At 65.0% G+C, this 19,926-nt stretch carries 14 protein-coding genes and 3 rRNA genes; 10 read left to right on the top strand and 7 right to left on the bottom strand.

What is annotated here, in order from left to right; translation table 11 throughout:
• Positions 1–213 precede the first annotated feature (213 nt).
• Positions 214–2,037 (top strand): serine/threonine-protein kinase, encoded by a 1,824-nt coding sequence (locus tag BAY61_RS03650; RefSeq protein WP_256328153.1) that lies wholly within the window; start codon positions 214–216, stop codon positions 2,035–2,037.
• A gap of 24 nt (positions 2,038–2,061) precedes the next feature.
• Here the strand turns inward: BAY61_RS03650 and BAY61_RS03645 are convergent, their stop codons facing one another.
• Positions 2,062–2,718, bottom strand: coding sequence for a MerR family transcriptional regulator (locus BAY61_RS03645; protein WP_245865760.1), 657 nt, complete (start codon positions 2,716–2,718; stop codon positions 2,062–2,064).
• A gap of 47 nt (positions 2,719–2,765) precedes the next feature.
• Between BAY61_RS03645 and BAY61_RS03640 the strand changes: the two genes are divergently transcribed.
• From BAY61_RS03640 to BAY61_RS03630, 3 genes are read left to right on the top strand one after another with little or no spacing between them, the layout of a single operon-like run.
• Positions 2,766–3,707: a hypothetical protein gene (locus BAY61_RS03640; protein WP_420848880.1), complete on the top strand. Its 942-nt coding sequence runs from the start codon at positions 2,766–2,768 to the stop codon at positions 3,705–3,707.
• Complete coding sequence (locus BAY61_RS03635; protein ID WP_091810551.1) at positions 3,704–4,171, top strand: ABA4-like family protein; 468 nt, start codon at positions 3,704–3,706, stop codon at positions 4,169–4,171. Before BAY61_RS03640 ends, BAY61_RS03635 begins: the two co-directional genes overlap by 4 nt.
• Complete coding sequence (locus tag BAY61_RS03630) at positions 4,140–4,958, top strand: purine-nucleoside phosphorylase (RefSeq protein WP_176879911.1); 819 nt, start codon at positions 4,140–4,142, stop codon at positions 4,956–4,958. The genes BAY61_RS03635 and BAY61_RS03630 overlap by 32 nt, the downstream gene beginning before the upstream one ends.
• A 262-nt stretch (positions 4,959–5,220) precedes the next feature.
• Here the strand turns inward: BAY61_RS03630 and BAY61_RS03625 are convergent, their stop codons facing one another.
• Positions 5,221–6,432 carry a PucR family transcriptional regulator gene (locus BAY61_RS03625; protein ID WP_091810552.1) on the bottom strand — a complete coding sequence of 404 codons (1,212 nt, stop codon included), beginning with the start codon at positions 6,430–6,432 and terminating at the stop codon, positions 5,221–5,223.
• A 124-nt stretch (positions 6,433–6,556) separates the two neighbouring features.
• Between BAY61_RS03625 and BAY61_RS03620 the strand changes: the two genes are divergently transcribed.
• The 5 genes from BAY61_RS03620 to hisS all read left to right on the top strand — a co-directional run bounded on the left by BAY61_RS03620 (position 6,557) and on the right by hisS (position 12,574).
• Complete coding sequence (locus BAY61_RS03620) at positions 6,557–8,170, top strand: phospho-sugar mutase (RefSeq protein WP_091810584.1); 1,614 nt, start codon at positions 6,557–6,559, stop codon at positions 8,168–8,170.
• Positions 8,171–8,454: 284 nt separating this feature from the next.
• Positions 8,455–8,907 (top strand): flavodoxin family protein, encoded by a 453-nt coding sequence (locus BAY61_RS03615; RefSeq protein ID WP_091810553.1) that lies wholly within the window; start codon positions 8,455–8,457, stop codon positions 8,905–8,907.
• A gap of 146 nt (positions 8,908–9,053) precedes the next feature.
• Positions 9,054–9,734, top strand: a complete 681-nt coding sequence (locus tag BAY61_RS03610) for an LppX_LprAFG lipoprotein (RefSeq protein WP_091810585.1) — start codon at positions 9,054–9,056, stop codon at positions 9,732–9,734.
• Positions 9,731–11,248: an MFS transporter gene (locus tag BAY61_RS03605; protein ID WP_091810554.1), complete on the top strand. Its 1,518-nt coding sequence runs from the start codon at positions 9,731–9,733 to the stop codon at positions 11,246–11,248. Before BAY61_RS03610 ends, BAY61_RS03605 begins: the two co-directional genes overlap by 4 nt.
• Positions 11,249–11,281: 33 nt before the next feature.
• Positions 11,282–12,574: a histidine--tRNA ligase gene (gene hisS / locus BAY61_RS03600; protein ID WP_091810555.1), complete on the top strand. Its 1,293-nt coding sequence runs from the start codon at positions 11,282–11,284 to the stop codon at positions 12,572–12,574.
• A 143-nt stretch (positions 12,575–12,717) separates the two neighbouring features.
• Here the strand turns inward: hisS and rrf are convergent.
• The 4 genes from rrf to BAY61_RS03580 all read right to left on the bottom strand — a co-directional run bounded on the left by rrf (position 12,718) and on the right by BAY61_RS03580 (position 18,605).
• Positions 12,718–12,834 (bottom strand): 5S ribosomal RNA (rrf, locus tag BAY61_RS03595).
• Positions 12,835–12,926: 92 nt separating this feature from the next.
• A 23S ribosomal RNA gene (locus tag BAY61_RS03590) occupies positions 12,927–16,063 on the bottom strand.
• A gap of 225 nt (positions 16,064–16,288) precedes the next feature.
• A 16S ribosomal RNA gene (locus tag BAY61_RS03585) occupies positions 16,289–17,809 on the bottom strand.
• Together the 16S, 23S and 5S rRNA genes form the textbook arrangement of a ribosomal RNA operon.
• A 403-nt stretch (positions 17,810–18,212) precedes the next feature.
• The gene (locus BAY61_RS03580; protein WP_091810803.1) at positions 18,213–18,605 is read right to left on the bottom strand and encodes a MerR family transcriptional regulator; all 393 of its coding nucleotides are present in this window, start codon (positions 18,603–18,605) and stop codon (positions 18,213–18,215) included.
• A gap of 82 nt (positions 18,606–18,687) precedes the next feature.
• On the opposite strand from BAY61_RS03580, the gene BAY61_RS03575 reads away from it, so the two are divergent.
• Positions 18,688–19,278, top strand: a complete 591-nt coding sequence (locus tag BAY61_RS03575) for a TetR/AcrR family transcriptional regulator (RefSeq protein ID WP_091810804.1) — start codon at positions 18,688–18,690, stop codon at positions 19,276–19,278.
• Positions 19,279–19,282: 4 nt separating this feature from the next.
• Here the strand turns inward: BAY61_RS03575 and upp are convergent, their stop codons facing one another.
• Positions 19,283–19,906, bottom strand: coding sequence for a uracil phosphoribosyltransferase (gene upp / locus BAY61_RS03570; RefSeq protein ID WP_091810805.1), 624 nt, complete (start codon positions 19,904–19,906; stop codon positions 19,283–19,285).
• Positions 19,907–19,926: the final 20 nt, after the last annotated feature.

Here is a 19,926-nt window from a genome sequence, read left to right as displayed (position 1 = left end):
AGTCATGGTAGAGGGACCAGCGCACGCGGAAATGTGACGCTAATCCCCACTCACCGTGCACAGCCGGGTACGGGTCGCTCGATCGGTGCATAAGGGGAGGCGAGTTCCGCAACCATGGTCCTCGGCCGGTCCATACCGGACTTCTCACGCTAATCCCGGCTAACAAGGTCCGGGGGCGCCCCTGGACCGGGCCGGTCCGACACAATAGGGGCCGTGCCTGCCTCCGCCGATGCGCCACGACTCGTGGCCGGCCGCTATCGCCTGCGGTCGGTGCTCGGCTCGGGCTCCATGGGCACCGTCTGGTCCGCCTACGACGAGTTCCTGCACCGGCAGGTCGCGGTCAAGGAAGTCCGGCTCCCTCCCGACGTCGCGGCCTCGCAAGCCGACGAGCTACGCGAGCGCACCCTGCGGGAGGCGCGCGCCATCGCGGTGCTGTCCAATCCGAACGTGATCGTTCTGCACGACGTGGTCCGCGAGCGCGGGGAACCCTACGTCGTGATGGAGCTGCTGCCCTCGCACAGCCTCGCCGAACTGCTGCGTGATCACCACCGGCTGAGCGTCGCGCAGGCCGTCGTCGTCGCCGACGCGGTCGCCTCCGCGCTCGACGCCGCCCACAACGCGGGCATCACCCACAGGGACGTCAAACCGGGCAATGTGCTCGTCGCTGCCGACGGGCGCATCAAGCTCACCGACTTCGGCATCGCCCGCAACGTGTCCGAAGTGACGATGACCCACACCGGCATGATGCTGGGCTCACCCGCGTTCATCGCGCCGGAGGTCGCGTCAGGCGGCGCCGTGACCTACGCGGCCGACCTGTGGGGGCTGGGCGCGACCCTGTTCGCCGCCACCGAGGGCAGGCCGCCCTACGACGCGAACGGTGACCCGCTGGAAACGGTGACCAGCGTCGTGCACGGAAAGGTGCCCCCGCCGAGCAGGGGCCCGCTGGCACCGTTGATCCGAGGGCTGATGGCGAAGGAACCCTCGGCCCGGATGTCGATTTCCGAGGTGCGGAGGCGGCTGTATCCGCTGTTGCCGAAACCGGGTCAGCGCGTCTTCACGGAGGACATGTTCCGTTCCGGCCGCAGGGGGCGGCACGAGCTGAGCGAGACGCGGGAAATCCCGCAGATGCCGATCGCCCCGCCGGAACCGCCCGGCGGAGGGGCGCTTGCCGCCGACCCGGGCCCGCTGCCGTTCGGCAGCCAGCGGGACACGGCCTCGCCACCGGCGAAACCGGCGAAAGCAGCGGAGCCCGGCGCCGAGGCGCCCACCGCCGTGACTCCCGCTGCGGCGGAAGGTCCCGCGAACACGCCCCCGCCCGCTACCGGGACGGCAAGCGCGACACCGGCGACCGAATCTGTACCCGTCACGCCCGCCCCGAAGCAGGTGGGCGGCAAGCGAATCGCCGTGCTCGCCGTCAGCCTTGCGCTGTTGTTCCTCGTCTGCGCGGCAGGAGGCTTCGCCCTCACGAGGGTTCTCGCGGGCCAGCCGCTCGGCCCGCCCTCAGGGGGAGGCGACCGGCCCGCCGCCGCGCCTGCGACGGCACAGGAACTCGTTCCGCAAGAGGGCGACGCCAGCAACCTTCGCGGCGCCAAGGGTGGCTTGTTCTCCGTCGACGTCCCTTCCGACTGGATCCGGTTCGTCCACCAGCAGCCGGCGAGCACGCTGCCGACGAGCACGCAGGTGCGGTTCGTCTCCCCTGACGGCACGAAGGTGCTCGGCGTCGAACGGTTCGCCAACTTCGCCCCCGGTCTCGCCGTCGACGACTACCTCGGTGCCGTCGAGTCCTACTGGCCGGAAGGCGACTTCACCCTGGTCCGCTCCGAGCGGCTGGACGGCAAGGATGGCGTCCTCGTCAACTACCGCACGGCCGACAGAGCCGACGGCGAGCGCGTGAGCAACCGGACGACGGTCGCCGAGGCGTTCATCAGCGGCACCAGCCTGTGGGTGGTGAGCGTGACGGTCCCGGTCGAGCAGGAAAGCCTCGGCCGCAGTGAACTGTTCGACCGCATCGTGCCGACGTTCGAGATGACGGACTGAGCCGCCTCCCTCAGTTCCGGCGGCTCACCGGCCGCCGAACCTCGCGGCGGAGACGTTCTGCTGCGCGAGCCTGCGTAGTACCGCGAAGAGGGTGTCACCGAGCACGGTGCCGACGAGTGCTCTCTCGATGATGGCCTCGGTATCGGCGACCCCGGAGAGCGAGTCGAGATCCGCCTCTGCCACGATGTCGGCCGCCTCGGCGAGACGGCTCAGCCATGGACCCGACTCCGGCTGTCCCAGTTCGGCGAAGGTGGCGAGCACCCCGGCGAGCGCGGTGGCGGCAGGGCAGTCCGGCTCGACCTTCCATGCCCGTTCCTCGATGACGGCCTCCGCCCTGCGGCGCGCCGCGGCGAGCCGGGAATCGTCGCCGCCCTCCGGCCGGGGCAGCCCCTGCTGCGTGATGCCGAGCAGGTCGTGGGTCGGGGTGCGCTGCTCGATGGCGGCGACCATCCGGTGTACGTCGGCGATGGAGAGCCCTCCGACGTCGAGCATCGCCTTGACCAGCTTCAGCCTGCGGACATGGCTCTGGTCGTAGCGCGCCTGGTTGGGGCTCGTGCGCTCGCCGGGCGGCAGGATGCCTTCGCGCAGGTAGTACTTGATGGTCGGGACGGGGACGCCCGACTCCCTGCTCAGCTCCGCCATGCGCATGAACGCCGTTCCTTCCTGTGACTTTCTCAGCATGGATAGCTTAGCTTTCCACTATGGGTAGCGAAACTATCTATAATTCGGTGCTGGCACCGGCAAGAGCCTGGCACCGCCCGATGATGCGGTTCGCCGCCGCCATGGGCGTGGCGGCCCTCCTCTCCGCCGTCGGCATGATCATCGACGACAGAGTGCTGCTCGGAGCCCCGATCTGGCTCAAACCGTTCAAGTTCGCCGTCTCCATCTCGGTGTACTGCCTCACCTGGGGCTGGCTCACCTCCCTGCTGCCCACTGCGAGACGGCGGCTCGCGAACCGGATCTCCGGCGCGCTGATCGTCCTGCTCGCCGTCGAATACGTGATCATCGTCGTGCAGGCCGCGCGTGGCACGACGAGCCACTTCAACCTCACGACACCGCTCAACACTGCGCTGTTCGCTGTCATGGGTGTCTCGATCGCCCTGCTCTGGACGGGAACGCTGGTACTGACCGTGCTGCTGCTGCGGAAGGGCAGCAACACCGGCGATCACGCGAGCACCCTCGCCATCCGGCTCGGAGCCGTCATCTCGCTCGCCGGACTCGCCCTCGGCGCGCTCATGACCTCGCCGACCAGCGAGCAGACGGCACGCGGCCTCACGGGCATCATCGGCGCGCACACCGTCGGCGCCCCTGACGGAGGACCGGGAATGCCCATCACCAACTGGAGCACCACGGACGGCGACCTGCGCATCCCGCATTTCGTGGGCATGCACGCCTTACAGGTGCTGCCGCTGCTCGCCCTCGGCCTTGCCCTGCTGGCGCCGAGGGTGCGCTGGCTCCGCCACACCGCCGTACGAGCACGGCTCGTCCTGATCGGCGGCGCCGGCTACGCGGGCCTCGTCGGGCTCGTGACCTGGCAGGCGCTGCGCGGCCAGCCGCTCACCAGCCCCGACGCGCTGACCGGAGGCTGCTTCGCGCTGCTCGTCGCGGGAGTCGCGATCGCGGCGGCATCGACGATCACCACGGCACGACGACGGGAGATTTACTCGTGAGCACCCGGTTCCTCTTCGACGTCACCTTCTGGCTCGCCGCGCCCTTCTGGGCGTTGATGATCCTGCTGCCAGGTTGGAGAGTCACCAGGCGCGTCATCGCCTCGCCGTGGATCGTGGCCCCGCCGCTCGCCTGCTACGTCCTGCTCGCCGCCCGCGACTTCGGCGGGCTGTGGAACGTGGTGAGCAGACCCGATCTCACCGCGCTCCAGGAATTTCTCGGCTCGCCGGCAGGCGCCGCCGCGATCTGGGCGCACCTCATCGCGTTCGACCTCTTCGTCGGCAGGTGGATGTATCGCGACGCCCGCGAGCGCGGGTTCCCCCACCTCGCGCTGGCCCCGATCCTGGTGCTCACGATCCTGCTGTCCCCGCTGGGACTGCTGGCCTACCTGCTGTTCCGGGAGATGACTCGCACACCCCGTAGGCTGCGTGCTCGTGAGCGACAAGATCGATCAGCAACCCAGTGACTTCGCCGACCTCGCCGCGCGGGCCGCCGCGGTCCTCGCCGAGCGCACCGGAAAGCCACGGCACGACATCGCGGTGGTGCTCGGTTCCGGCTGGCGGCCCGCCGCCGACGTCATCGGCGAACCGGACACCGAGATCGACCTCTCCGACCTGCCGGGGTTCAGCAAGCCGGGCGCCGTCGGCCACGGCAGTACGGCGAGGTCGGTGACGATCGGCGAGAAGCGTGCGCTGATCCTGCTCGGCCGCACCCATCTCTACGAGGGCAAAGGCGTGGCGGGCGTCGTCCACGCCGTGCGCACGGCCGCCGCGGCCGGAGTCGGTGCCGTACTGCTGACCAACGCGGCCGGCGGGCTGCGCGAAGGGTTCGAGATCGGCCAGCCGGTGCTGATGTCCGATCACCTCAACATGACCGCGACGTCGCCGATCACCGGAGCCAACTTCGTCGACCTCGTCGACCTGTACTCCGGCAGGCTGCGGGCGGTGGCGAGGGAGATCGACCCCACACTGGCGGAAGGCGTTTACGCGGGGCTGCCGGGGCCGCACTTCGAAACGCCTGCGGAAATCCGAATGCTGCGCACCCTCGGCGCCGATCTCGTCGGCATGTCGACCGTGCTGGAGGCCATCGCGGCGAGGGCCGCCGGCGTGGAGGTGTTCGGTCTTTCGCTCGTGACAAATCTGGCAGCCGGGATGACCGGGGAACCGCTCGATCACGAGGAGGTCATCGCGGCGGGCAAGGCAGCGGCCCAGCGCATGGGCGGACTGCTGCGCGAGCTCGTCCTGCGTTCGTGATTCCGTTATCTACGGGTGGTGATCTGACTCGTGGCGATGGGAACGTCCGTCATTTCACGACTGGTCATCGGTTTCCTTTCCAGGACAGGGTTTTGATCGCGACACAGTCAATTTGGCGGACTGCCAGCAAGGCAACAATCGCCCGATGGTGTTTTTTGTCTTGCCTGGAAAGCTGACTCTGCGCGACTTGTCATCCACGTGCTAAAAAGCGGTCCCCCGGACGCCGCGACATGCGCAGTCGCGTGCGTCCGGCGGCCATCGCTCAGGCGGGCCCGGCGCGCAGCAACGCTCGCGCGCGAAGGGCGACGGTCAGCGCGAACCGTCCCCTGGCGTGGGTCAGCCGCTCCCCGTACAGCTCTTCGAGCTGGTGGAGCCGGTAGCGCACGGTCTGCGGGTGGATGCCGAGCCTGCCGGCGATGTCCGGCGCACCGCCGCGCGTCTCCAGCCAGGCCGCGAGCGTCCCGGCCAGCCGTTCCCTTTGCTTCTCGCTGAGCCCTTCCAGCGGGGCCATCGCCTCGTCGACGAGCTGCCGCGCGAGTGCCGGGTCACCGAGCAACCACAACGTGACGAGGTGATCGGCGCAGTCGGTGACCGGCTCGTCGGCGAGGACACCCGTTTCGACGAGCGCCGCTGCGTGTTTCGCCCAGCGCAGCGAATCCCTCGCCGATCCAGGCTCGACGAAGGGACCGACCGTCATCCGCCAGCCGGGCAGCTTGTCGCGCAATTCGGCCCAGCGCGCTCCTCGCGATCCGGAAGGAACGATCAGGCACGGGTGGTCGCTTTCCAGGTCGACGAGAATGTCCTCGGCAAGCTCCGGTGGAGCCTGCTGCCTGACGTCCGTCCCGTACTCGGCGGCCAGCACGACGACCGCGACCCTCGGGGGCAACGGCCATGCCGCGGCTTCCGCCCGCTCGGCGAGCACGCTGACCGGCAGCCCCTGCTCGCCGAGCAACTGGTCGAGCAGGCGCTTGCGGCGGCGTTCGAGCGCACCGGCCGCTCTCGCCCTCGCCGCCGTGTATCCCTCGTGCGACAGCGCGGACAGCTCGTCGATGTAGGCGAACAACGCGGCGGCGAGTTCACACATCGTGGAGACGGGAAGACCCACACGCTGCCCGAAATCGCTCAGCGCCTGCCAGCCGACCCGCGCTCCGACCCTGCACGCCGAGTGCAGTACGTCGATTCCCCTTCCTTCGCTGACCTCGTACTTGCCGAGCAGGCGAAACAGCTCGGCTGTGTTGTCGCGTGCCGTCTCGGGCTGGAGCAGGCGCCGCAGGAATTCGAGGACTCCCTGCTCGACACCGTCGACAATGGCCTTGCCGAACACGCCTTCGATCGGCCGGGAGTATTCGGGGATTTGTTGCTGCACCTGTTCGAGAATGTGGCGGGCGACGTCGGAGGATCGGGCCATGAGACCGGGCGCGACGGGAGCGAGATCTCTCCTAGCGGCACTGCCGATGACAGCCGCGTCGCGCATGGGCTCACATCCCTTGACCAGGAGGGGCGACGCTAGCGCGATCGCGGGCGCTTGACAACATGGCGGGGTGACCGAACCAGCACGGAAACTCACGCCGGCCTTGCGGGACAACACGTTTCGCTGGATGGCCGACGACGTCGACCCCGCCGCCCGCGACGAGTTGCAGGCCGTGCTGGCCCGCGCGATGGGTGGCGACGCGGCCGCGGTCGGCGAACTGGAGGACCGGATGGCCGGTCCGCTCACGTTCGGCACGGCGGGATTGCGCGGCCCCGTCAGGGCAGGCCCGAACGGCATGAACACCTCGGTCGTGGTCCGGACAACGTCGGGGGTCGCGGCGTGGCTCGCGGCGAACGGAAAAACCAGCGGCCTGGTCGTGGTCGGCAGGGACGCCAGGCACGGTTCGGCGCGCTTCGCCTCGGCAGCGGCCGAGGTACTCAGCGCGGCCGGATTCGACGTGCGCACACTGCCCGGCCCGCTCCCCACGCCGGTGCTGGCCTTCGCGGTCGGTCACCTCGGCGCCGTCGCGGGCATCCAGATCACGGCGTCGCACAATCCGCCCTCCGACAACGGTTACAAGTTGTACGACGGCACCGGAACACAAATCGTCCCGCCGGACGACAGAGCCATCGAGAGCGCGATCGCGGCGGCCGGGGCCGCCGTCTCGATTCCCCGTTCCCCTGGCGCGACCGAACTCGGCGACGACGTTCTCTCGGCCTATCTCGGCAGGGTGGCCGCGCTGTCGTCCGGTTCGGAGCGCGAGCTCGTGGTCGCGGCGACGGCGCTGCACGGGGTCGGCGCCCGCACCCTGACCACGGCACTGACCTTGGCTGGATTCGGCGAGCCACGGCTCGTGGCCGACCAGGCCGAACCCGATCCGGACTTTCCGACGGTGACGTTCCCGAACCCCGAGGAACCCGGCGCGACCGACCGGCTGCTGGCGCTCGCCGAAAACACCGGTGCCGATCTCGCCATCGCACTCGACCCCGACGCCGACCGGTGCGCGCTGGGCGCCCGTGACGCCGAAGGAACGTGGCGCATGCTGACCGGCGACGAAACCGGCGCGCTGCTGGGCGAACACATCCTCGCGCGAGTGTCCACAATGCCCGCTGGGAATGTGGAACCGCTGGTGGCAACGACAATCGTGTCGTCATCGATGCTGGCGAAGATCGCCGGCGCACACGGTGCCCGTTACGCGGAGACGCTGACCGGCTTCAAGTGGCTGGCCAGGGCAGGTGATGGCCTTGTCTACGCCTACGAGGAAGCGCTCGGTTTGTGCGTCAACCCGGATTTCGTGCGGGACAAGGACGGGATCGCGGCGGCCGTCGTCGCGTGCGGACTCGCGGCGGAACTCACAGCGAGCGGACGTTCGGTGTTCGACGCGCTCGACGACCTCGCGGTGCGGCACGGGGTGCACCTCACCGGCCAGGTGTCGCTGCGGATCACCGACCTCGACGAGCGGGCACGGCTGATGGCGGCGGTGCGAGCCGAACCGCCCGCGACGCTGGCAGGGGCCGCGATCACCGCCGAGGACCTGCTGCCCGAAGCGGACGTGGTGCGCTGGAGCGGCGAGGGCGTCCGCGTGGTGCTGCGGCCGTCGGGGACGGAGCCGAAGCTGAAGGTGTACCTGGAGGTCACGGCGCCCGTGCCGGAACCGGCCGAACTCGCCGGAGTGCGCGCGGCCGCGCACGACCGGCTGACGGTCCTTCGCGAGGCCGTCCAGAGCCAGCTCGCGCCCTGACCGCACCGATTCCGCTGACCGCACTGAGCGTTTGCTCCGTCCGTCCCGGGGCACGGCCCCCGTTCGCACCGCGAGCAGAGAAGCCGTGAGCGAGGGAGCTTTGCTGCCGTTACTTGTTAGTAAGGCTCCCTTGCTTCGACTTTTCGGGGCTCACGGGACACACGGGGCGCATGTGAGTGACAGCGTTCGTGCCCGCGTGCCACCGCGTCTCCGGCGCACGCCCGCCGCTCCGGAGCGACAACCCCGCTTGCGTCACCGTCGGCGCCACGGCAGGGTCGGCTGACGTGCCCACCTTGCTGATCGTTCACCACACCCCTTCACCGCACTTGCAGGCCATGTTCGAAGCCGCGCTGTCCGGTGCCACCGATTCCGAGATCACCGGTGTGGACGTGGTCCGCAAGCCCGCCCTGTCGGCGACGGCCACTGACGTACTCGCCGCCGACGCCTTCCTGCTCGGCACACCGGCCAACCTCGGCTACATGTCGGGCGCGCTGAAACACTTCTTCGACACGATCTACTACCCGTGCCTCGACGCGACCACGAACCGGCCGTTCGGCTACTACCTCCACGGCAACGAGGGCGTCGAAGGCGCGCGAGCTTCCATCGGCACCGTCACCACCGGCCTTGGTTGGCGGGAAGCCGCCGCACCGGTGATCGTCATGGGCGCGCCCGACAAGGACGCGTTGTCGACGTGCTGGGAACTCGGCGCGACACTCGCCGCGGGCCTGATGCCTTAGGTCGGGTCCGACAACCCGTTGCCTGCCGCGCGGGGATCAGCGTGCCCCCTCGGAACCACGCTGGTCCCGCACTCGCGCCGCGGAGGTTCATCAGACACGACCTGGACCTCACCCGGCCGGATGACGCAGGGCATACGATGCCCGGCATGCTCATCCGCCGAAACCTCGTGGGGGCGCTCGCGCTCGCTGCCGCCGTAGCCGCGGGCTGCTCGTCCGAAGACACTCCGAGCGAACCACTGCCGGAGGCCGCACAGCTCATCCAGGATTCCGCCGCGGCGACCGGCGACATCACGAGCACGCACTTCACGCTCCAGGTCAACGGCACCGTAGCCGGTCTGAGCGTGCAAAGCCTCGACGGTGATCTCACGAAGGAAGGCGAGGCGAAGGGCACGGGTTCGCTGACGCAGGCGGGCCAGCTCGTCGAGGTCGAGTTCGTCCTCGCCGGTGACACCCTCTATCTCAAGGGACCCACCGGCGGGTACCAGGAAATCCCCGCCGCGCTGAGTGCCTCGCTGTACGACCCTTCCGCCGTGCTCGATCCTGAACGCGGTGTCGCGAAACTGCTGACGAGCATGCGGGAACCGAAGACCGTCGCGAAGGAAGAGGTCGAGGGCACCGAAACCTACAAAGTGTCAGGCACGGTCGCGAAAGACGTACTCGAAGGACTTCTGCCCGGCGTCCAGTCTGGTGCCGACGTGTCCTTCTGGCTCCGCGCCGACGGACAGCACCTTCCAGTGAAGGCGTCAGCGGCCTTCGCCGACGACGCCACCGTTGACGTCACGCTGTCCGATGTGGACAAGCCAGTCACCGTGACTCCTCCCGCGTGAGCACCACCGATACGACCCGCGGCGGCCGTTCGGTCGCGATCGGCGCCGGCGGAATCGCGGTACTTCTCGGCGCGCTCGACACCTACGTCGTCATCGGCCTGCTGCGCCAGATCATCGAAGACCTGATGATCCCGGTGAACAGGCTCGAACAGGTCACCCCGATCGTCACCGGCTACCTGCTCGGCTATGTGGCCGCGATGCCGCTGCTCGGCCAGGCGTCCGACCGGTTCGGCCGCAAGTCACTGCTGCAAGTGTGCCTCGGCGTGTTCGTCGCGGGTTCGGTTCTCACCGCGCTCGCGGGCAGCGTTCCACTGCTGGTCGCTGGACGAGTCGTGCTGGGCATCGCCGGTGGCGCATTGCTTCCGGTGACCATGGCGCTCGCGGCCGATCTGTGGACGGAACGGCGCAGGGCAACGGTTCTCGGCATGGTCGGCGGCGCGCAGGAACTCGGCAGCGTGCTCGGCCCCGTCTACGGCATCGCGCTCGCCGCCATCGCGGGCTGGCGCAGCGTCTTCTGGATCAACGTCCCGCTGGCGCTGGCCGCGATGGTCGCGATCCACTTCACGATTCCGGGCGGCAGGCCGCAACGGCGGGCGAAAGTCGATCTCGTCGGCGGCGGATTGCTCGCCGCGGCACTGGGTTTGCTCGTCGTCGGCCTTTACAACCCGGATCCGCGAAACCAGGTGCTGCCCAGCTGGGGTCTTCCGCTGCTGATCGCGGCGGCCGTCGCGCTGGTTCTGTTCCTGCTGTGGGAAGCGCGAGCGAAGACGAAGCTGCTCGATCCGGCGAACGTCGCGATGAGACCGTTCCTCGCCGCACTGGGAACGAGTATCGCGGCCGGAGCCGCGCTGATGGTGACCCTCGTCGACGTCGACCTGTTCGCGCAAACCCTGCTGGGAAGGGACGACGAGGGCAGCGTTCTCCTGCTGTTGAGGTTCCTCGTCGCGCTGCCCGTCGGCGCCGTGATCGGCGGGATGCTCGCCGCGAGATTCGGCGAACGCTGGGTGTCGGCCGGCGGCATGCTGCTCGCCGCGGCCGGATTCCTGCTCATGTCGGCCTGGCCCGCCGATGTGCTGTCCCAGCCGCACGACCTCGGGCTGCTGACCTTGCCGAGGCTCGACACCGACCTGATCATCGTCGGGCTCGGACTGGGACTCGTCATCGCGCCACTGTCGGCGGCGGTACTGCGAGTCGTGCCGCCCGGCCAGCACGGGGTCGCTTCGGCCGGTGTCGTCGTCGCCAGGATGACCGGAATGCTCGTGGGGATCGCCGCGCTGTCGGCGTGGGGCTTGCACCGCTTCCACAGCATGACCGCGTCCCTGGACGTACCCATCAGGGTGCTGTTTCCCACCGAAGCCGACTACGAGGCCGCCATGAGTTCCTACGTGGGCGGCGTGAAGAACGCATTGCTGACCCAGTACACCGAGATCTTCGCGATCACCGCCGTCATTTGTGTGGCCGGCGCGGCGATCGCGCTGCTCATCGGCCCTCGGCGGGCCGTTAAACTCGATTGAGCAGCAACATCTACCAGTAAGGACTTCTCGACCGTGCCCGAATACCTGCCGACCGCGCCCTACCGGGGTACCAGGGACTTCCTCCCGCCGGAGATGTCCGTCCGTACCCAGGTCTTCGGCAAGCTCTACGAGGTCATCGAGCGGTACGGGTTTCAGCGTTACGACGGTCCCATCCTGGAATCCGCCGAGATCTACGAGGCCAAATCGGGCGAAGAAATCGCCAACCAGCAGCTTTACACGCTCACCGACCGCGGTGGGCGCAGGCTGGCGCTGCGTCCCGAAATGACCCCCTCGGTGGCCAGGATGATCGCCGGCCACGCGGGCGCCCTGCAGTTCCCGGTCCGGTGGTACAGCCACCCGAACTGTCACCGCTACGAACGCCCCCAACGGGGCAGGGTCCGCGAGCATTGGCAGATCAACGTCGACATTTTCGGCTCGACGAGCGCGAACTGCGAAATCGAGATCTTCGAATTGATCCACGACATGCTGGTGAGCCTCGGTGCCAGTGAAGACATGTTCGTGATCAGGGCGAACGACCGGAATCTGCTGTCGTCCGCGCTGACGGACGTGGTCGGGGTCCCCTCGGAACAACTCACCGAGGTGTTCGGTCTCGTCGACCGCTGGGAAAAGGTGGAGCGGGACAAACTCGCCGCCGCGGCGACCGAGATCGGCCTCACCGACAAGCAGTTCGAGAAACTGTCCGATGTGCTCGGTTCCGGAACCGACCTGCTGGCCGAGTTGCCGTCGGAGGTCACCGAGAATTCGAACCTCGTGAAGGTACTGCGCAGCGGTTCCGCTGATCTGGTGCGATTCGATCCCATGATCGTGAGGGGCCTGGCCTACTACACATCCACCGTGTTCGAGGTCTTCGACACCTCGCCGGAAAACCGGCGGGCGCTTTTCGGTGGTGGCAGCTACAGCGACCTCGCCTCACTATTTACCCCGCAGCAGATTCCCGGCCTCGGTTTCGGAATGGGCGATGTGACGCTCATGGACTTCCTCAAGACCCACGATTTGCTGCCACAGCCCCGCAACGAGGTCGACGTCGTCGTCATCCCGGTTGCCGAGGACCTTGAGGACGCTGCTCGCAGCGTCGCCACGAAGCTGCGCCGTGAAGGGTTGCGTACCTCGGTTCCGTTGGAACCGCGCAAGCTCGGGAAAGAACTGACGCGCGCCGACAAGGCCGGTGCCCGCGCTGTCGTCATCGTCGGCCAGGAAGACTGGGACGCCGGAAACGTGACCATCCGGAGCCTCACCACCAGGGAACAACGTCAGGTCGCGCTGGAAGCCACCCCGGCGGCCATCGCCGAACTGCTCGACGAATAAGCCCGCGGACCCGAAGAAGGGGTTGAGTCCTATCAGGACTCAACCCCTTCTTTGCTATTCGACGACTGAGAAAAGTCCAGAAATAGCGGAAGGCCCACTGTGGCCGGTGAGATCACCGGCCACAGTGGGCCTCGCTAATTTTTGTTCGGCGGTGTCCTACTCTCCCACACCCCTTCGGGTGCAGTACCATCGGCGCTGGTGGGCTTAGCTTCCGGGTTCGGAATGGGACCGGGCGTGGCCCCACCGCTATGACCACCGAAACACTATGAAACAAACACACACCCCGGGTTCCACCACTGTGGTGGGGTGGGTGTGGTGTTTCAGAATCGTAGAGTGAGTGCGTAGCAGCTTTGTGGGCAAGTCCTCGGCCTATTAGTACCAGTCCACTCAATAACACATTACTGCGCGTCCATGTCTGGCCTATCAACCCAGTGGTCTACTGGGAGCCTTAACCCACAACGGGGTGGGAGACCTCATCTAGGAACAGGCTTCCCGCTTAGATGCCTTCAGCGGTTATCCCTTCCGAACGTAGCTAACCAGCCATGCCACTGGCGTGACAACTGGCATACCAGAGGTTCGTCCGTCCCGGTCCTCTCGTACTAGGGACAGCCTTCCGCAAGTCTCCTGCGCGCGCGGCGGATAGGGACCGAACTGTCTCACGACGTTCTAAACCCAGCTCGCGTGCCGCTTTAATGGGCGAACAGCCCAACCCTTGGGACCTACTCCGGCCCCAGGATGCGACGAGCCGACATCGAGGTGCCAAACCATGCCGTCGATATGGACTCTTGGGCAAGATCAGCCTGTTATCCCCGGGGTACCTTTTATCCGTTGAGCGACACCCCTTCCACCAGGAGGTGCCGGATCACTAGTCCCTACTTTCGTACCTGCTCGACCTGTCAGTCTCACAGTCAAGCTCCCTTGTGCACTTACACTCAACACCTGATTGCCAACCAGGCTGAGGGAACCTTTGGGCGCCTCCGTTACTCTTTGGGAGGCAACCGCCCCAGTTAAACTACCCACCAGGCACTGTCCCTGAACCGGATCACGGTCCGAAGTTAGATTCCCCATTCGACCAGAGTGGTATTTCAAGATTAACTCCACCAACACTAGCGTGCCAGCTTCACAGTTTCCCACCTATCCTACACAAGCCGAACCGAAAACCAATACCAAGCTATAGTAAAGGTCCCGGGGTCTTTCCGTCCTGCCGCGCGAAACGAGCATCTTTACTCGTAGTGCAATTTCGCCGGGCCTGTGGTTGAGACAGCCGGAAAGTCGTTACGCCATTCGTGCAGGTCGGAACTTACCCGACAAGGAATTTCGCTACCTTAGGATGGTTATAGTTACCACCGCCGTTTACTGGCGCTTAAATTCTCAGCTTCACCCCCCGAAAGGAGTTAACCGGTCCTCTTAACGTTCCAGCACCGGGCAGGCGTCAGTCCATATACCTCGACTTGCGTCTTCGCATGGACCTGTGTTTTTAGTAAACAGTCGCTTTCCGCTGGTCTCTGCGGCCACCCACCCCTAGCCCGCAAAAGGCTTCAGGATGTTTGGCCCCCCTTCTCCCGAAGTTACGGGGGCAATTTGCCGAGTTCCTTAACCACAGTTCACCCGATCGCCTTAGTATTCTCTACCTGACCACCTGTGTCGGTTTAGGGTACGGGCCACGCACGCACTCGCTAGAGGCTTTTCTCGGCAGCAGAGGATCACCCTACTTCACCACAAACGGCTACGCATCACGCCTCACCCACGTCATCCAAGACAGCCTGGCGGATTTACCTACCAGACGGGCCACACGCTTACACCAGTACTACCACTCACTGGCGAGGCTACCTTCCTGCGTCACCCCATCACTTGACTACTACAGGATCAGATCCCACGCTCCACCACACACCGAACCCAAAGGGAACAATGCGGGCTTCGGGTGGTTAGTATCCCCTGCCTCACCATGGACGCACATACGCGGGTACGGGAATATCAACCCGTTGTCCATCGACTACGCCTGTCGGCCTCGCCTTAGGTCCCGACTTACCCTGGGCGGAACAACCTGGCCCAGGAACCCTTGGTCATCCGGCGGCAGAGATTCTCACTCTGCATTCGCTACTCATGCCTGCATTCTCACTCCCACACCCTCCACCACTGGTTTCCACCGTGGCTTCCCTGGATGCAGGACGCTCCCCTACCCACCCACACGACTAGATACCCTTCCCAAAGAAGGACACCGATCTCTTGTGTGAGCGACACAGCTTCGGCGGTGTGCTTAAGCCCCGCTACATTGTCGGCGCAGAACCACTTGACCAGTGAGCTATTACGCACTCTTTCAAGGATGGCTGCTTCTAAGCCAACCTCCTGGTTGTCTCAGCGACTCCACATCCTTTCCCACTGAGCACACACTTAGGGGCCTTAGCTGGCGTTCTGGGCTGTTTCCCTCTCGACGACGAAGCTTATCCCCCGCCGTCTCACTGCCGCACTCTCACACACCCGTATTCGGAGTTTGGTTGACTTCGGTAACCCGGTAAGGCCCCTAGGCCATCCAGTAGCTCTACCCCAGGTGTGAAACATGCGACGCTGCACCTAAATGCATTTCGGGGAGAACCAGCTATCACGGAGTTTGATTGGCCTTTCACCCCTACCCACAACTCATCCCCCAGGTTTTCAACCCTGGTGGGTTCGGGCCTCCACACCGTCTTACCGGCGCTTCACCCTGGCCATGGGTAGATCACTCCGCTTCGGGTCTCGACCACGCAACTACACGCCCTATTCAGACTCGCTTTCGCTACGGCTACCCCACACGGGTTAACCTCGCCACGCAGCACGAACTCGCAGGCTCATTCTTCAAAAGGCACGCCATCACATTGCCAAAACAACGCTCTGACGGCTTGCAGGCACACGGTTTCAGGTACTCTTTCACTCCCCTCCCGGGGTACTTTTCATCTTTCCCTCACGGTACTCGTCCGCTATCGGTCACTAGGAAGTATTTAGGCTTACCGAGTGGTCCCGGCAGATTCACAGCAAATTCCACGAGCTCGCTGCTACTCGGGAACACCACCACATCACCACAACACAGTTTTCGCGTACGGGACTCTCACCCACTCCGGCCAGCCATCCCAGACTGTTCCACTAACCATGCGCAGCAACGCTGAGAGTGTCAGCCCTCAGACAATGGGTCCCACAACCCCGCACACACAACACCTGACAATTTTCACATGCGCACGGTTTAGCCTCATCCGCTTTCGCTCGCCACTACTCACGGAATCACATATTGTTTTCTCTTCCTACGGGTACTGAGATGTTTCACTTCCCCGCGTTCCCTCCACACCACCTATATATTCAGCGGCGGGTGACACCCCATCACGGGTGCCGGGTTTCCCCATTCGGACACCCTCGGATCACAGCTCGGTTGACAGCTCCCCGAGGCTTATCGCAGCCTCCCACGTCCTTCATCGGCCCCTAGTGCCCAGACATCCACCATGTGCCCTACATAACTTGACCACAAAGATGCTCGCACTCACTCTACAATTCTCAAACACCACACCAAAACAACACAACGTGCTGTCTCAGGACCCAACAGCGTGCTTGCAAACCATCCAGCATCAAAAACCGGAAACATAGTCTTGCGTCCACAATTCCTCGAGCAACCACCATCCGCACATCCGGCGAATACAGTGGCCACCCCATCCCGATCACAGACCAGAATGGACGTGTTGTGCTCCTTAGAAAGGAGGTGATCCAGCCGCACCTTCCGGTACGGCTACCTTGTTACGACTTCGTCCCAATCGCCAGTCCCACCTTCGACCACTCCCCCCCAAAAGGGTTGGGCCATGGGCTTCGGGTGTTACCGACTTTCGTGACGTGACGGGCGGTGTGTACAAGGCCCGGGAACGTATTCACCGCAGCAATGCTGATCTGCGATTACTAGCGACTCCGACTTCACGCAGTCGAGTTGCAGACTACGATCCGAACTGAGACCAGCTTTAAGGGATTCGCTCCACCTCACGGTATCGCAACCCTCTGTACCAGCCATTGTAGCATGTGTGAAGCCCTGGACATAAGGGGCATGATGACTTGACGTCATCCCCACCTTCCTCCGAGTTGACCCCGGCAGTCTCCCACGAGTCCCCGGCATAACCCGCTGGCAACATAGGATAAGGGTTGCGCTCGTTGCGGGACTTAACCCAACATCTCACGACACGAGCTGACGACAGCCATGCACCACCTGTACACCAACCACAAGGGAAACCGTATCTCTACGGCAATCTGGCGCATGTCAAGCCCAGGTAAGGTTCTTCGCGTTGCATCGAATTAATCCACATGCTCCGCCGCTTGTGCGGGCCCCCGTCAATTCCTTTGAGTTTTAGCCTTGCGGCCGTACTCCCCAGGCGGGGCGCTTAATGCGTTAGCTACGGCACGGGATGCGTGGACAGCACCCCACACCTAGCGCCCAACGTTTACAGCGTGGACTACCAGGGTATCTAATCCTGTTCGCTCCCCACGCTTTCGCTCCTCAGCGTCAGTATCGGCCCAGAGACCCGCCTTCGCCACCGGTGTTCCTCCTGATATCTGCGCATTCCACCGCTACACCAGGAATTCCAGTCTCCCCTACCGAACTCAAGTGATGCCCGTATCCACCGCACGCCCCAAGTTAAGCCTGAGGTTTTCACGGCAGACGTGACACACCGCCTACGAGCTCTTTACGCCCAATAATTCCGGACAACGCTCGCACCCTACGTATTACCGCGGCTGCTGGCACGTAGTTAGCCGGTGCTTCTTCTCCAGGTACCGTCAGTCACCCTTCGTCCCTGGCGAAAGAGGTTTACAACCCGAAGGCCGTCATCCCTCACGCGGCGTCGCTGCATCAGGCTTTCGCCCATTGTGCAATATTCCCCACTGCTGCCTCCCGTAGGAGTCTGGGCCGTGTCTCAGTCCCAGTGTGGCCGGTCGCCCTCTCAGGCCGGCTACCCGTCACCGCCTTGGTAGGCCATCACCCCACCAACAAGCTGATAGGCCGCGGGCTCAACCTGTACCGCCGAAACTTTCCACCACACCACATGCGTGACATGGTCCTATCCGGTATTAGACCCAGTTTCCCGGGCTTATCCCAAAGTACAGGGCAGATTACCCACGTGTTACTCACCCGTTCGCCACTCATCCCCCACCGAAGCGGGTTCAGCGTTCGACTTGCATGTGTTAAGCACGCCGCCAGCGTTCGTCCTGAGCCAGGATCAAACTCTCCAACAATGCATTGAAAAGAACAAACCCGACTACTCAAAAAACAAATAGCCTCAAAGAAAAACCCAAAAACAGGGTTCAAAAACAAAACAAGACTACAAGCTCACAAACACACTGTTGAGTTCTCAAACAACACATTGTTGCATATTTTGATTGTCAACCGGAGCGCGGCCGAACCAACTCACATCTTGCGATCTGAATTAGCGAGCAGACACTCTGGTTCGGAGAGCTTTCACTCTCCTTGCCTGGTAACCCGTGCGGCGTAACCGTTTCCGGCCCCGCCTGCCCGGTCTCCCTGGCGACAAGAAGAAGATTACACGTCCATGATCACCCCGTTAAAGGGGGGGTCACTAAACATGAAAACCCAGGTCAGCGGACCTTTCGACCAAGGGCGGCCATCGGCCGGTCTCACTCATGCCGTGGCCTCGCTCGGGACGAGCGCGGCATCCCGCTCTATCCGTTCGTAGTTGCCGATCTTGTAGTCGAGGACGTCCATGCACGCCCGCAACTCCTCGATGCGCTCGGCGACCACCGCCCTCTGCTCGACGAGGATCGCCTTGCGCCTTCCGGCGCTGGCCGTCCCCCGCCTGCGCAACGACGCGTACTCCCGCATCCGCCGGATCGGCATTCCCGTCGTGCGCAGTCTGGTGAGGAAGGCAAGCCAGGTGAGGTCTTCCTCCGAGTAGTCGCGCCTGCCAGCCGCGTCCCGCTCTGGTGGATCGAGCAACTTGATCCGCTCGTAGTACCGCAGCGTGTCGATCGACAGCCCGCTACGCCGTGCTGCCTCCGCTATCGAATGGCCCATGTCCTGGACGGTACGACCTGGAGCGCGCTCCAGGTCAACCTCGGAAGCCCATTTCGTAACAGCGTCCCGATATGGTGACGCCATGCCCCGCCCGAGAACACACGACGAGGCCCTCAGGGCGAAGCTGCTCACCAGGGCGAGCGAACTACTCGGCGCGCGGGGGGCCTCGGCATTGAGCCTTCGCAAGCTCGCGGCGGAGGCCGGAACGTCGACGACGGCGGTCTACTCCCTCTTCGGCGGCAAGTCCGACCTCGTCAATGCCCTGTACGCCGACGGCTTCCGGCGATTCGGTGAGCGACTGCGCGCCGTCGAGGCGAGCGGTGACGTCGTGAGGGACCTAGTGGCGCTCGGGCTCGGCTACCGGGACGGCGCACTGTCCGACCCGCACCTCTACTCGGCCATGTTCAGCGGCGCGGTACCCGGATTCGAACCGAACGGTACGACGAGCGCGCTCGCGAGGAACGCGCTCGAACCGTTGTGGGACACCGCGAGGGCCGGAATCGAGTCGGGCGTCTTTTCCGCCGAGACACCCGGCCTGGTCGCGGTGAACTGCTGGGGCTGCGCGCACGGACTGGTGTCGCTTGAGCTGAACACCAGCCTGTCCTCTGGCGTCGACTTCCGCGGTACCTACGAGCGCGCCCTGTCAGCCACCGTCCGTGGCTGGCTTGCCTGAGCTCTCAGACCGTGCCGTACTGACGGTCCCCCGCGTCACCGAGGCCGGGCACGATGAAGCCGGAATCATTGAGCCGTTCGTCGATGCTGGCCGTCACGACCCGCACCGGCAGGCCGGACTCCTCAAGGTGTTTCAGACCTTCCGGCGCCGCCAGGGCGCACACCGCCGTCACGTCGGTGGCTCCCCTGCCGGTCAGCAGCCGGATCGTGTACTCCATGGAGCCGCCTGTCGCGAGCATCGGATCGAGCACGAACACCGGCCGGTCGGCGAGCGATTCCGGCAATGACTCCATATAAGGGGTCGGTAGTAGCGTCTCCTCGTCTCTCGCGAGACCGACGAACCCCATCTGGGCGTCAGGGATGAGTTTGTGTGCCTGGTCGGCCATTCCCAGTCCCGCCCTGAGAACCGGAACCAGCAGCGGAGGATTCGCCAGCCGGTAGCCGTCGGTCCTCGCGACGGGTGTGTGGATGCGCTCGGTCACCAACGGGGCACCGCGGGTTGCCTCGTAGGTCAGCATCACGGTCAGTTCGTGCAGCGCGGCCCGGAAAGCCGCGCTGTCCGTGCTCGCCTCCCGCATGGTCGACAGCCGGGCTTTTGCCAAGGGGTGTTCGACGACGAGGACGTCCATGTGCGACACGATAGCGGCCG

It is taken from the genome of Prauserella marina, from assembly GCF_002240355.1.
Taxonomy (GTDB): Bacteria; Actinomycetota; Actinomycetes; order Mycobacteriales; family Pseudonocardiaceae; genus Prauserella_A; species Prauserella_A marina.
This window is presented reverse-complemented; position numbering and strand designations above follow the sequence as displayed.